The 13,849-nt window shown below is 56.6% G+C and carries 11 protein-coding genes and 2 pseudogenes; 8 read left to right on the plus strand and 5 right to left on the minus strand.

What is annotated here, in order from left to right:
• The first annotated feature begins 114 nt into the window (after window positions 1–114).
• From rfbF to BRA1253DRAFT_RS34445, 7 genes are all read left to right on the plus strand, one after another.
• Window positions 115–882 (plus strand): glucose-1-phosphate cytidylyltransferase, encoded by a 768-nt coding sequence (gene rfbF / locus BRA1253DRAFT_RS34415; RefSeq protein ID WP_007601938.1) that lies wholly within the window; start codon window positions 115–117, stop codon window positions 880–882.
• A gap of 2 nt (window positions 883–884) precedes the next feature.
• The gene (gene rfbG, locus BRA1253DRAFT_RS34420) at window positions 885–1,967 is read left to right on the plus strand and encodes a CDP-glucose 4,6-dehydratase (RefSeq protein ID WP_198288327.1); all 1,083 of its coding nucleotides are present in this window, start codon (window positions 885–887) and stop codon (window positions 1,965–1,967) included.
• Window positions 1,964–2,515 carry a dTDP-4-dehydrorhamnose 3,5-epimerase gene (rfbC, locus tag BRA1253DRAFT_RS34425; RefSeq protein WP_007601940.1) on the plus strand — a complete coding sequence of 184 codons (552 nt, stop codon included), beginning with the start codon at window positions 1,964–1,966 and terminating at the stop codon, window positions 2,513–2,515. The genes rfbG and rfbC overlap by 4 nt, the downstream gene beginning before the upstream one ends.
• Window positions 2,512–3,738 carry a class I SAM-dependent methyltransferase gene (locus BRA1253DRAFT_RS34430; RefSeq protein ID WP_007601941.1) on the plus strand — a complete coding sequence of 409 codons (1,227 nt, stop codon included), beginning with the start codon at window positions 2,512–2,514 and terminating at the stop codon, window positions 3,736–3,738. The genes rfbC and BRA1253DRAFT_RS34430 overlap by 4 nt, the downstream gene beginning before the upstream one ends.
• A complete protein-coding gene (locus BRA1253DRAFT_RS34435; protein ID WP_007601942.1) occupies window positions 3,735–4,589 on the plus strand; it encodes an NAD(P)-dependent oxidoreductase in 855 nt (284 codons plus the stop codon). The genes BRA1253DRAFT_RS34430 and BRA1253DRAFT_RS34435 overlap by 4 nt, the downstream gene beginning before the upstream one ends.
• 140 nt (window positions 4,590–4,729) lie before the next feature.
• Window positions 4,730–5,959, plus strand: coding sequence for an FAD-binding oxidoreductase (locus tag BRA1253DRAFT_RS34440; protein ID WP_245286038.1), 1,230 nt, complete (start codon window positions 4,730–4,732; stop codon window positions 5,957–5,959).
• Window positions 5,956–6,690 (plus strand): SDR family oxidoreductase, encoded by a 735-nt coding sequence (locus tag BRA1253DRAFT_RS34445; protein ID WP_007601944.1) that lies wholly within the window; start codon window positions 5,956–5,958, stop codon window positions 6,688–6,690. The genes BRA1253DRAFT_RS34440 and BRA1253DRAFT_RS34445 overlap by 4 nt, the downstream gene beginning before the upstream one ends.
• A 72-nt stretch (window positions 6,691–6,762) precedes the next feature.
• Here BRA1253DRAFT_RS34445 and BRA1253DRAFT_RS34450 read toward each other — a convergent pair whose 3' ends face one another.
• From BRA1253DRAFT_RS34450 to BRA1253DRAFT_RS44015, 4 genes and pseudogenes are all read right to left on the minus strand, one after another.
• A complete protein-coding gene (locus tag BRA1253DRAFT_RS34450; RefSeq protein ID WP_157158675.1) occupies window positions 6,763–8,676 on the minus strand; it encodes a hypothetical protein in 1,914 nt (637 codons plus the stop codon).
• Between the two features lie 270 nt (window positions 8,677–8,946).
• Window positions 8,947–10,080 (minus strand): hypothetical protein, encoded by a 1,134-nt coding sequence (locus BRA1253DRAFT_RS34455; RefSeq protein ID WP_007601946.1) that lies wholly within the window; start codon window positions 10,078–10,080, stop codon window positions 8,947–8,949.
• Window positions 10,081–10,308: 228 nt separating this feature from the next.
• Window positions 10,309–11,859, minus strand: coding sequence for a hypothetical protein (locus tag BRA1253DRAFT_RS34460; RefSeq protein WP_007601947.1), 1,551 nt, complete (start codon window positions 11,857–11,859; stop codon window positions 10,309–10,311).
• Window positions 11,860–12,114: 255 nt separating this feature from the next.
• A pseudogene (locus tag BRA1253DRAFT_RS44015) lies at window positions 12,115–12,533 on the minus strand (phenylacetate--CoA ligase family protein); the annotation flags it as partial.
• A gap of 461 nt (window positions 12,534–12,994) precedes the next feature.
• On the opposite strand from BRA1253DRAFT_RS44015, the gene BRA1253DRAFT_RS34465 reads away from it, so the two are divergent.
• The gene (locus BRA1253DRAFT_RS34465; protein WP_007601948.1) at window positions 12,995–13,465 is read left to right on the plus strand and encodes a GtrA family protein; all 471 of its coding nucleotides are present in this window, start codon (window positions 12,995–12,997) and stop codon (window positions 13,463–13,465) included.
• An 82-nt stretch (window positions 13,466–13,547) separates the two neighbouring features.
• Here the strand turns inward: BRA1253DRAFT_RS34465 and BRA1253DRAFT_RS45705 are convergent.
• Window positions 13,548–13,788 (minus strand): annotated as a pseudogene (locus BRA1253DRAFT_RS45705) (transposase); the annotation flags it as partial.
• Between the last annotated feature and the right edge of the window lie 61 nt (window positions 13,789–13,849).

Here is a 13,849-nt window from a genome sequence, read left to right on the forward strand (position 1 = left end):
AGCATTTTCCTGATAAAAGCGGGGGCTTTTCTGGTCCATGCATCCGGGCGCGCGTCGCTCTCGAGCTGCCGAGCCGAAAGGGCAATTCCGTTCTCGAATTGAGTGAGAGACAAGATGAAAGCGATCATTCTCGCCGGTGGTTTGGGCACCCGTATCAGCGAAGAGTCGCACCTTAAGCCGAAGCCGATGATTGAAATCGGCGGGAAGCCGATTCTTTGGCACATCATGAAAATGTACTCGCATCACGGGATCAATGATTTCGTGGTTTGTCTTGGCTACAAAGGCTACGTCATCAAAGAGTACTTCTCCAATTACTTCCTGCACATGTCCAATGTCACGTTTAGCATGCGTGAGAATAGCATGGAGATCCATGAGAAGTTCGCCGAGCCCTGGCGCGTGACGCTGGTTGATACCGGCGAACTTACCATGACCGGCGGTCGGCTGAAGCGGGTCGCGCCGTATATCGGCAATGAATCGTTCTGCTTCACCTATGGCGATGGTGTCGCGGACCTTGATATTTCGGCTCTCATCGCCAAGCATCGCGACGCTGGACGGCTGGCGACCGTGACCGCGATCCAGCCCCCCGGTCGCTACGGCGCGCTCCACATTGAGAACGAAGCGGTCCACCATTTCCAGGAAAAGCCGGCGGGCGACGGCGCCTGGATCAATGGCGGGTTTTTCGTGCTCGAGCCCGGCGTGCTGTCCTATCTCGACGGTGACGAGACGGTATGGGAGCAGAAGCCATTGCAGCGGCTGGCTGCCGAGGGCCAATTATCAGCCTATCGCCACAGTGGTTTCTGGCAGGCGATGGACACGCTTCGTGACAAGAGTCATCTTGAGGAATTGTGGTCGTCAGGGAAGGCCCCCTGGAAGTGTTGGTGACGATGTTCGGCGATATCTACAAGGGCCGCCATGTGCTGGTGACCGGACACACCGGCTTCAAGGGAAGCTGGCTGGCGCTATGGCTCAAGGCTTTGGGCGCGAAGGTGACGGGAATAGCGCTTCCGCCGGAGACCAATCCCCACCATTTCGGCCTGCTGAATCTAGACATCGAGTCCCACTTCATCGATATTCGCGACGAACAATTGCTGCGCGATCGGATCCGCAAGACAGATCCGGATGTTGTGTTCCACATGGCCGCCCAACCACTGGTACGGCGTTCCTACCGCAGTCCACTGGAGACCTGGGCCGTCAACGTGATGGGCACGGCCAATGTGCTCGACGCATGCCGCGAGGCGGAGCGCCTTGCTGCGATTGTCGTCGTGACCACCGACAAGTGCTACGAAAACAACGAGTGGGTCTGGGGCTATCGCGAGACGGACCGGCTGGGAGGACACGATCCCTACAGTGCGTCCAAAGCCGGCAGCGAGCTTGTTGCAGCAAGCTACCGGAATTCATTCTTCAACGCGCCCGACGCCCCACTGCTGGCCACGGCGCGCGCCGGTAATGTGATCGGCGGCGGCGACTGGTCCGAAGATCGTTTGATTCCGGATCTGGTGCGCTCGATCCGGCACGGCAGGCCGGTGGAGATCAGATCACCGACGGCGACGCGACCCTGGCAGCATGTTCTCGAATGCCTCTCGGGTTATCTCATGCTCGGACAAAAATTGATCGAACGCGATCCCACCTTTGCCGAGGCCTGGAATTTCGGGCCCGATCGGGAAGGCAACCGCCAGGTTCGGCAGGTCCTCGACGCGATCAAGCGGCAATGGCCGGCTGCGGAATGGTACGACGCTAGTCAGGTCCAGGCCCACGAAGCGCATCTGCTTCAGGTCGATAGCGACAAGGCCCGTCAGCGCATGCACTGGCAGCCGGTATGGACTTTCGACGAAGGAGTAACAGCCACCGCTGAGTGGTATCGGGTCTGGCTCGAACGAAGCGACGTTATCAGCCGTGAGCAACTCGATCGCTATGTTGCGCGCGCCAGTGCCCGCGAGTTGGCGTGGGCCGAGGGTTCGGCTTCATGAAGCTCGAGCAGACCGGCATCGAGGGTGTCTGGGTTGCGGAGAGCGCGGCCCACCAAGATCCGCGTGGGGCGTTCTCCCGTCTGTTCTGCTCGCGCGAGCAACAAGGCATCATCGGATCACGGTCGATCGTTCAGATCAATCATTCGATCACCCGTCGCGTCGGCGCGCTCAGGGGACTGCACTATCAAAATGCGCCACATGCTGAAATGAAGATCGTCCGCTGCCTCCGCGGTCGCGTGTTCGACGTGGCCGTCGATTTGCGCAAGGGATCGGCGACGTTCCGGAAATGGACGTCACTGGAACTCTCGCCGGACAATCGACGCGCCTTGGTCATCCCCGAAGGATGTGCGCATGGCTTCCAGGTGCTAGAGCCGGATTCCGAACTGCTCTATCTGCATACCGAGTTCTATGCCTCCAAAGCAGAAGGCGCTATCCGTTTTGATGATCCGATGATTGGCGTGGATTGGCCGTTGGGGCCGACCGATCTGTCCGACAGGGACCTCCAACATCGGCTTCTTGACAGGAATTTCGAAGGAATCGTCGTATGAAATGCCGTCATTGCCATCACGAGCTCGAACACGTTTTTCTCGATCTTGGTCACGCGCCGCCGTCGAACGCCTATCTGTCGGCTAGTCAACTGCGCGCGCCGGAAATGACGTTTCCGCTGCGGCTCTATGTTTGCGACAATTGCTGGCTAGTCCAGACCGAGGACTATGCGGCGGCCGACGAATTGTTTTCGCGCGATTATGCGTATTTTTCCTCAACCTCCCGCAGCTGGCTGCAGCACGCGGCGCATTACGTGCAGAAGATCACTGAAATCCTGAAGCTGAACCGTGACAGTTTCGTGATCGAGGTTGCCTCCAATGATGGCTATCTGCTGAAGAACTTCGTTGCGGCGGACATCCCATGCCTAGGGGTTGAGCCGACCAGCAGTACCGCCGACGCTGCAGAAAAAATCGGCGTGCCGGTGCTGCGCAAGTTCTTCGGAGAGGCGACCGCGACGGAGCTGGCGGAAGGGGGCAAGCGCGCCGACCTGATCTGCGGTAATAACGTCTACGCGCACGTGCCTGACATCAATGACTTCACGGACGGCCTTCGGATCGCGCTGAAGCAGGGGGGCACCATCAACCTCGAGTTCCCGCATCTGATGAACCTGATCAGGCTCAATCAATTCGATACGGTCTATCATGAGCATTTTTCTTATCTCTCGCTGACCGCCGTCGTCCACATATTTGCAAGGTCAGGACTGCGCATTTTCGATCTCGAAGAACTGCCGACGCACGGCGGAAGCCTGCGCATCTACGGATGCCACGAAAGCGATCCGCGAAAAAACCAGCCTGTTGTGATGGATATGCTGGAAAAAGAGAAGGCCTATGGCTTGCGTGACCTGGCCATCTACAAAGGATTTCAGCGTAAGGCGGACAAGGTCAAGGATGACTTCCTTGAATTTCTGATTACCCAAAAGCGCGCAGGCAAATCGGTGGCTGCGTATGGTGCCGCGGCGAAGGGCAATACGCTGATGAACTATGCGGGGGTCAAACATGATCTCGTGAGTTTCGTGTGCGATGCCGCGGCCTCCAAGCAGGGCAGCTATATGCCGGGCAATCACCTCGCGATCCTGCCGCCGTCCCAGCTTGCGAAGGTCAGGCCCGATTGGGTGGTCATCTTCCCCTGGAACATCGCCGACGAGGTCGTGCAGCAGCAGCAGCAGCTTCTGGCATCAGGCAGCAAGTTCGTCATAGCCGTTCCGGAACTCAAGGTTCTTCCATGAAGGTCTTGGTGACGGGCGCAACCGGGTTCGTTGGGCGGCACGTTGTCAGCGCGCTGTTGGCCCGAGGTCATTCCGTCGCCGCTGTCGCCCGCAATGCCGAAAAGGCGCGATCGCTACCGTGGTTCACGCAGGTCCACTTTATCTCGTGTGACCTTCATCGCGACTTCCGGCCGACGCTTTCGGGTGAATCTCAGCCGGATGCGCTGATCCATCTGGCCTGGCCCGGTCTGCCGAACTATCGCGACTTCTTTCACCTCGGCCGCAATCTTCCTGCTGACTTAGCGTTTCTGGAAGCAGCCGTGGATGCGGGTGTGTCGCAAATCATGGTGGCGGGAACCTGCCTTGAATATGGCATGCAGTATGGGCCGCTGACCGAACAAGGCGCGACCGCGCCGATCACGGCCTATGGTTTTGCTAAGGACTCTCTGCGGAAATCGCTGCAGTTCTTGCAGCAGCCAAAGCCGTTCACCCTGCAATGGATGCGGCTGTTCTATATGTATGGCGAGGGGCAAAACCCAAATAGCGTGCTCGCGCAGCTCGACCGCGCAATTGACGAAGACGCGGCATTTTTCAACATGTCGGCCGGCGACCAGCTGCGCGACTATCTACCAATCAACGCTGTCGCCGCGAACTTCGCATTGGCTCTTGAGAATCCACTGGTCTGCGACGGCGTGATCAATTGCTGCAGTGGGGCGCCGATATCGGTATTGGATCTTGTGTCGCAACATCGGATCTCGCGATCAAGCGAGATTGAACTCCGCCGCCGTCACTTTCCCTATCCCGATTACGAGCCGATGGCCTTCTGGGGCGTGCCGTCCAAGCTAAACACGTTGAAGCCGTCGTCGCGGTGACTATCCCGAGTGACCAGGTCTCGTCGTCCAGGCCATCCGCCGCTCCGCGGGCAGACCACGATTTCGTTAGCTTCGACGGCCGCGTCCGTGCGCGGGGGCAACTGCAGCAGCCTGACCGTTATCGCTATTGGCGGAGCGGCTTGGCGGAAACGCCGCGAATTTCGCGAGGCTCTGGGCTTTCTTATGCGGCGGCAAGCTTTCTGCAAGGTGGTTTGTCGGTCTCGCACCGATCGTTCGATCGAGTCACGGATTTCGATTCCGCACGCCACGTCGTTGAGGTCGAGACGGGCATCTCGCTGTTCGCGCTACACCGCTTCCTGTCTGCGCGCGGGCTTTATCTGCCCATCCAGCCGGGGCATGGCCGAATTTCGGTCGGAGGATGCATTGCCGCCGATGTCCATGGCAAGAACCAGAGTCGCGACGGCACGTTTATCAATCAGGTCGAGTTGATTACCTTGTTGCACCCGGCTCACGGGATGCTTGAGCTCTCGCCGCAGAAAGATCCGGACCTGTTTCGGCTGACCTGCGGTGGGTACGGTCTCACCGGACACATCATCCGGGCACGGCTGCGCGCCTCAACAGCGCCAACGGCGTGGGTCCAAATGCTCGCCGTGCCGTTTGCCGACGCCGCAGAAGGGTTCGATCGCCTGCGGCTCGCTACGCGCGACGCCGACTTCGCCTATACTTGGCATGATATGGCATCGTCAAAGCCCGGTTTTGGAAGCGGCTATATTTTTGAGGGCAGGTTCGTCGACGAGGGCGCATCGACTGCTTCGGATGCCGAGCCGCCGATGCTGTCGTCCAAGAACCGCGGGCGCTGGCCGGTTCCCCTGATGAATGCGTTCTCAGCACGTGCCCTCAACCTGGAGTTCCGGCGTCGGCAAAAGCAGCTATTGCAGGGGCAGGTCGTCTCGTTGCAGGATGCGCTGTTTCCGGCTCATAAGACGCAGTTGTATTTTCAACTGTTCGGCGCAAAGGGTTTTCGCGAGTATCAGGCGATCCTGCCCGACGACGCGATTGAGGACTACGTCGAGTCGGTCCGCACCTGCGTCCGTGCCCAGCCTCTGCCGATCACGCTGTCGTCAGCAAAGGCATTTGTCGGGACGCGGGAATTGCTGCGATTTACCGGGGCAGGCGTTTGCCTCGCTTTGAATATGTCGGCTGGTGCAGCCGCCGATCAGTTCATGGCTTTTCTCGATGAACGGGTGATGGCGCTTGGCGGCCTGCCCAACATCATCAAGGATTCGCGCTTGCCCCGCGCTGTGATCGATACCTGTTATGGCGGAGCCGATCGTTTCCGCGACACGCTCCATGCCTTCGATCCAAAACGCCTGTTTCGTTCCGATCTATCCGAAAGGCTAGGCCTGTGACGGCGCTCGTGATTGGTGCATCCGCGGGCGTGGGACGCGCGCTGTCCGAAGCACTTGCGGCGCGTGGCACGGCGCTGCTCCTAGTGGCAAGCGATGCACAGGACCTTGACGCGCTCGCCGCCCATCTTCGATTGGTCCACGGCGTCGAGGTGCGAACGGTCGTCACCGATGCCAGCGTCCCTCCCGTCTGTGTGGATCAGATCGCCGCGGCCGCTTCGGAGTTCGGCGAGATCAACGGGCTTTATTTTCCGATCGGAGCATCGCGGCGGGATGACCTCGGGCTTTTGAACACGCAGGACACGCTGAGAATAGTGAACTCCAACCTAACCGTCGTGATGGCAATCACGGCGCACTTCTTGCCGCGGCTTTTGCGACAAAAGCATGCACGCATTGTCGGTTTCGGTTCGATCGCCGCCGTTCGCGGCAGGAAGGCCAACGTGGTTTATTCCGCTGCGAAGCGGGGGTTGGAAAGCTACTTTGAAAGCCTGCGCCATCTCACCGTCGGTAGCGGCGTGCTGGTTCAGTTCTTTCGTCTTGGCTACGTCGAAACCCAACAATCGTTCGGCCAGCGTCTGCTGTTCCCAGTCGTATCGCCTGCGCGAGTTGCAAGTTATGTAGTGGCGAATACTCATAATGACCTTGGAGCGCGTTTCTTTCCGAGATTTTGGGCGGGAGTCGCCTTTGCGATTCACCGGCTACCTTGGTCCATCTTCAAAAAACTAAGTTTCTAATTTCTAACTCGTTGGCACAAAACATGAGCCCGCGCTGAGCTGATTTAGCGTCAAGCGATCGGCGTAGTTCGGCTATGGAGATCCACGGGTCATTCCCTTAGAGTCATCCTTTATGGCAAGCGCTGATAAGGTCACCTCTGACTGCGGCTGATAAGCCCAACTGTTGCCACCCTCAATCCGAAGAGCGACCGACTTCGCAATTTTGCCGGATCGCGAGGCAAAACCCGATGTTGTATCGATCGTTGGCGATAGCAGAAACCCGCTTCGACCGAGGGCTGGAACGATTTGGTATGAAGCGCGGGATCCATCCAAATACTTCAAGTCGACCATTACCTGCGGCGCCTTGTAGAAGAGCGACACCACATTTCCGAGCCAGCTTCGCTTCAAGTCAATCGTTGCCCACACCATTTCGCTTGGGTCGATCGGAATCGGCTCGCCGAAGGATACATTAGCCCGGTTGACTGGGCTAATCACAATGCGATCCGGCTCCGTCTTTCGATGATAGACGAGCAATCCGTTTCGCTTCATCTCAAAGCTATAGCGCGCCCAAATCTCTGGCCAGGACGGGCCATCATCGGTTGCAGGGTATCTGTTATTGACCCTTTCGGCCGAGTCGATCTCGAACAACAGCCATTCCGGCGCATCAGGTTTGCGCAGGAATTCCGCGTTCTGCCGCGACAGCTGTTCGGTGTGCGCGTTAAGAGAGAGAAAAGCGGGTCTCGGGTGATACACCAAGTGTGGATAGGCAATGATGATACCAGCTTTATGAGGATAGATGTCGGCCGTGCCGGAGATATTGTCGGGAAGGTCGGTGAGTTTACGAACATTAGCGTTGAAGGTCTGCATCCCGAGCATTTCGAAATCATACCTGCCAAGCAATGCGCGCTTCAGGTGCTCAATGTGTGATTGAATCAAAAGCGGACCTCGGCGGAAATCGAGCGCTGAAAAGCTCGTCACGGAAAGAACCGCGCTGCAGGCGACAACACAAAGCACCGCCGCAAGGCGAGCATAGCCGGCCGTTGCGACGCCGAACAAGAGGGCAGCAATGATAAGAACCATTGCGGATTGTTCGATCTGGTTGCCGCCGAAGGAATGCTGAATGTTCACAGCTGCTATGCCTGCCCCCATGGTACAGAGCAATATCTTACTCGACCGCTCCAGTCTTGACAGCAGCGGGGCGAGTACGAGCAGGGCCGCAGCAGCGTACATCAAGGTTACTACAGCGGGACTGTAGGGTATCCAGAATCCCTTTGACATTGCGTCGCTGTAGCCTCGGGATAGGTCGATCGATGATGCGAACCACGTCGGAAAGTTCGCTAGTTTCTGGCCGGCCAGCAGCCATGCTGCGAGTACGCTGGCGCCAAACCACAAACTCAGACCCGGGACACGTCGCTGCAGAATATCTTGCAGCGCCAATATGCCGAATATGCCGAGATAAATCGCCGTAAGGCTAAACTTCACCAGGGCGGCAGCCCCCAAAAGCGAGGTGGCGAAATAGACCAGCGCGTTGATTGGAAATGGTCGGTCCTCAACTGCCGTGAGTTGCAGGATGCCGATGGAGACCGCTGGGGCGATCCAAAGGGCCTCGTCCCAACCAATGAACCATAGGTATGCGTTGACCCCGAACAGCGCGATCGCGAGCAAGCGCTCGATCCAATGCTGAAGCGATCGCCAAACTATGACGCAGAGGAGGGCAGCGGTTGCGACGGCAAACAGAAGCCGAAAGGTCAGCAGAGGAGCTATCTGTGCTGGATAGAGTGGCGACGACGCCAGCAATTCGAGTGGACCATACGTGAAGACGACATCGGGGCCCCATTGCGCACGCTGATGCATCAAGGTTGGACCCGCGAGCATGAACGCGAGGTCGACGGACATGTCGCCGAGATTGGTAATGTTCCGTCCAAATGGCGGCCAAGGCGGTAGCGCAACAACACAAAATGAGGTGAAGATTAGCGCGGCGGCTGATGATGTGATGCGCTCGCTCAATGCGACGAACCTTGCTCGTGCGTCCGAGAGTACAAACAGCGTTTCCCCTGCTCTGGAATCGACCTATCGCATGCAACCCTGCTGACCGCAACAAAAGGCGGGGCTTCGCGACCTCTGCGTCCCAAGGTGTACGAATCCGGAACTGTCGCAAACCGCACGTGGTCAAAGCCGTGGGAGATCAATCGGATCCGCACGATAACCGCCGGTGGCTCCCGGAAATATTATCTGCGGGCGACCAACGCATGAAGGTGCCTAATAGGAGAGCAATCGCTAGGTCTCGAGGCCATAAAGTTCTTCCACGTAGCCCCTGCGTAGCCAATAGGGAGCCCGGTAACGGCGCGTGAAGCCCAGCTCCGACCCAAGAAGCCTCGATACATGAAGATGCTGCGCGCCACCTGTGATTGGGTGCTCGTCTTCGTGATTGATGCTCAGAAAATAATCCACCGTTATGCGCCTAATTTCACGGACATATTCGTCGAAGATGCGGCGATTGATTTCTGGAAATGAATCCTGGTTAGCAGCCAGACGAAAGCTTGCACCGGGCTCCTCCGCGCAGTTCCAGTTTGCTCTCACCTTGATCGCGTCGCTCTTCGGCGTCTCGCCTTCAAGGCACACTGCATCCTCGCCCAGCGCCTCGATCAAGAAGTGTCCGGAAAGTATGTTGACGATCGGGATGTCGAATAGCGTCACGTCAGGACGACCTAGCCGACTGAGATAGAGAGCCGCCAGACCGAGACCGCCGCCAAATTCGCAAATGCGATCGGTAGGAGAGGTTAGATCCCGGATGCGAACGGCCAAATAGAGCGCGTTAATGTGGCGGTAATGTAACAGTCCCTTCCGGACGCGAAGACCAGCAACGGGGATAATGCCTTCAGGTGGGAGGATGTTAATTCCCAGATGCGCTTCGATGGTGTCTACTATCTCGCTGGGGGACAATTGAATGTTTTTCCCCCAATTTCCTCCTGTTCCCTGCTCCGGGTTCTCCACCGATAGAACACCCAAGCCTTCGCCCAAACAGACCAGCTTGTCGAAATAGGTGTAAGCCACAGCCTCTTCGCTGGGATCCCAATGATTGTAGCCGTCGACGCCCGTCGTGATTCCGCCGAACCATGTATAATCCTTGCCGAAATTGACCAAGTAGCGCGACAGCCTTTCGGCGTCGCCGCTACGAACAAAACTCATCATCTCACCAAAGTTGTCCCGCGTTAGGGCGGACCATAGGTCATCGTCTGTGATCTGCTTCAGCTGAGATTGTTGTCCTACCGTTGCATTGTAGGCAGCAATCAAACGCCGAGAGGTAGCGACCTTGCCCGCGTTCCACTCGGCATCCATTTTGCCAAACGGAAGAATTGGAGTTTTTCCCCTTGCGGGGTGAACGATCGCGTAGTCGAAGATATTAATCATAGCAGAGTTACTAGCTCCCGCCCACGAGTGCCATAGTCGTGATGAACGCGATCAAATTACCTGAGCGAACCGGTCCCAAGTAGTTCCACATTGCAGCTTGACACAGGGGCCGCGACCTGCATTTTCTTCATTCCGAACCGTCATTGGCCGCTACGGGAAATCGGAGGCCGAGCGCGCCGGACAAGCAGCTTGATTTGTAGCTATTGGTAGGACACAGATTTGAACGACCTATTTGTGTGTCTCTTGCCTATGGGCATAGGCGTCTAGGTATCTATTGTACCCTCCTACGTTCATGGTCCAGATTGTCTTGAGACGCTCAAAGGACAAAAGTTCCCCGCGCGTTATTAACCGCAATTTTTCATAGTATAGAGCCAAATCGGGATCCTCAATCCGGTTGCTTCCACTGCGAAGGGATTCCCTCAATCCCTTAGGCTCTGGTTTGAACAAGTGGCCCTGACGCCAATTGCGCGCATATAAAACCGGCAGGCGAGCCATCAACGGTTCGACTTGGCCGTTTAAATCGTAGATGTGGCAATTCTTGGCGACGTAAAACCCAAAGTAGCCGGTTGGCATTATCATTCCTACGCAGGTTTGTTGCTCCGCACTTTGTTCGAACTCAGCGATAGCTTTACGAAAGGGCCACTCGGGCGTTTCGCGCGGCATAGGTGCAAAGCGACTTGCCAGCAGGAGACCAGAGTGTTGATACCAACTCGCGCGTTCGTCCGCTATTCCTCTCTGTTCCCATTCGGATGTAGGGCTGAGTCCCCGCAATTGCCCAAAGAGGCGGTCATTCAGGAACGGTGCGTGTGGGGACAGTAGCCCCATTACAATGATCAGACCTGCAGTCGAAACAGCCACAGGCAGATCGTTTAGAACCCGTGAATTTAGTAGAAGGATAACTGATGCAAAAAGGGGCACGCTAAAAAAGCGCCCGCTCATGTAATCCCCCCCTATGAACACAACATACAATAGATAGGCAAAAATCCCAAAGCTAAACACTCTTAATCTAACTCCAGCAGAAAATGCAGCCAGTGCAAGGGCAGAAAAGATTACTGTGAGCGTTACGGGATCTCGATTTATGGAATTCAAGTAGTAGTCGATTCCTGCTTTGACGTACTCCAGCAAGGGAAGATTGTTGAATCGCTTGGCATACGCCGCGTTCTGAAGAGGAAATCCAAAGTAGAACAGAGCAAAACAGTGCCACAGCAGAACCGGCGCGAGCAGAATGGAGACACCAAGGAATTTTTCGCGCGAAGGCAGCTTGGAGACGCTGAGCACGTAGAGAATCGGTGGTATATAGAACGCTGGCGTGTCCAAACGATTGAGCGCGGCAAGTGCAGCCAAAGCACAAAACAGTCGGAAGGATCCGCGTTGGTTTAAGTCGGCATTGAAAAAAAGATAGCTAAACCCAGCTAACAGAAAATAGCTAAGCGGATTTTCGAAGCCTGCGGCAGCAAAATCCGTAAACGCGACGGACATCCCCAAAGTGATATAGCAGACGAGAACTGCCGCAATGTGCCTTCTGTGCGGAAAAGCGATGGCCGCAACGGCCATAAGTGTCAGCGTTATCGACAAAAAAATCGAAGTGTAATAAATATTCCCTGTAAAATAATAAACGGTTGCTACCAAAAAGGTCCATAGAGTTGAAGTAAACGTCTGGACGCGCTCGTCCAAATTGTAACGCAGTCCGTTTCCGTTTACAAAATTGTCTACCAACCGCCAAGCAGCATACGCATCATCGGCTTGCCACGCGGTACGTGCCAAAAGAACGGCCAACAAGCCCGGAGAGCCTCATGCTCTGGTTTACCGTCCCATCCAGTTTTGTAGGAGCTTTGATAAGGTGTACTAATCACGGTCGGGCTCGGAGGTTCACCAGCCAGATACAAGTCGGCCAGAATATGATATGAAATGCGCTAATCCGAGAATCTCATTTGCGTGTTGCACGGAGAGTCGCCGTTGTGGGTCGAGCGCGGGCGATAGTCAAGGCTCGGGCGGAAAATTTGAAACCAAACCTAGGACTTGGCGAGTAGTGGGCTAGGTACGTTCATCCAATATTACCTTCCCGTCGTTTGGCACAGACCCAGTGCCGACCAATTCGGCACTTCCGCCGAGCTTTGTCACGGCGCGCTACGTCGCGGCAAGATCATCTCGAAGTGGCGAACTCGGAAATGCTGTTTCCGCCTTCAGCGTCATCAGGTCGCTCTCGCCGGCCCGCGTGACCAGGAGGCGCAGCCGTCCGAGTTCGGGATGGCGCTTGCCGATCTCGGCGATCTGTTCAGGACATACGAACATGCCCTAGACCTTGGTGGTCTGGTCGGCGCGGCCATCCAGCCCTTGATGCGCATGTTGGTGCGCCCCGCACGGGCTAGTCCCGGACAGAGCTGTCGTTAGATCGCCGAGCGCAAGCCGATCCAGGGGTGATGCGGGGCGAGTGAGGTGACGAATCGGCGACCGAAACGTCGGCCCTCATGCTCCTTCAAAATACCGGCCGTGAAGGTTGGCCGTGATGCTGTGCCATCTGGACGTAAATTCCTCGCCGCACGACTTCGGTGACTTGCGATGGCTCAGTCAATATTCGATTCCGGATATCACTCTCGCAGTTGCAGCGACAAGTCCAATGCTTTGCAGAAACGAAGGTTGACCCATCGGCCGACGCTAACCCACAATTCTGCCGCGATGAATTTTCAACGAAGGCACTGTTGATGGCACGCGTGATTTTGATCTCCTCCGGGCGGCTGCACGGCGCGTCAGAGTGCAAAGCTTGCGTAACCAGATCCTGCCAGGCATCGATCAGCTTTCTCCTTGGCTTGAGCCAGACCGAGCTGTTGCACGAAATCCTCACCTCCAAGGATTGTGCGCCGCCGCGGCCCTGGAAGGCGGGACGAAGTAGAAGAAAATTGGTAACAGTCCGCAAATGGAGCCCATCCTGCTCAAGATCGCCGACACTTGGCATCGCCGCACCGTGCTGGCCAAGCTTTTCAGCTTTGCCTCGATTGGGGTTGTGAACGTCGCGGTTGACGTCGGCGCTTTCACGGCAGCCTTTCATGTCCTCCATCTGCCGCTGATCTTGTCGAATATTGTTGCATGGCTAATTGCCGTCACAGGCTCTTACGCGATGAATAGCAAGATCACCTTCGGGCGTGAGACCGGCGGAGTTTTGAATCTTGGACAGTATCTTCGCTTTGCGTCGTCCGGCATCCTCGGCTTGACAGCTGCAACAACGGTGCTGGTCGTGCTCTCGCAGTATTCCAATGTTCCCAGTGCGAAGCTCGCCTCAATTATCGCGGCGTTCGGAGCAAATTTTTGTATCTCACATTTCCTCGTGTTCAAGAACTCTGAACCTGAAATAGGACGGATCCAGCCGATCTCGTGCGGAGGCGATTAATCTTGACCTTGCCACCAAGCTTTATCCAATTCTGAGTTCGCCCCGGTCGTTGGATTTGCCCGGTTGGCGGGATGGGAGCGACGGGAGCTGGCGCGGAGCCTTCGGCACAGCGCAGCACCAGATCCCGGCGCGGATGACAGGTGAAGGCGAACTCCGACGGGTCTTCACCCGAACTGCGAGTGCAGTCGTGCGTTGTTGTAATCGGCCCGCCAGCATCCAAGCGTGACGGGGACCTGGACCAGTGACGTGAACAGCGCCTCGTTCAACAATTCATGCCGCAGCAGGCCGTTGAAGCTCTCGATGAAGCCGTTCTGCATGGATTTATCCGCATCTGACTCGATGCATCGCAATGTAGACCGCTCAGACCTCGGCGGACCGCCTATT

The sequence above is a fragment of the Bradyrhizobium sp. WSM1253 genome, assembly GCF_000244935.1.
Classification (GTDB): Bacteria; Pseudomonadota; Alphaproteobacteria; order Rhizobiales; family Xanthobacteraceae; genus Bradyrhizobium; species Bradyrhizobium canariense.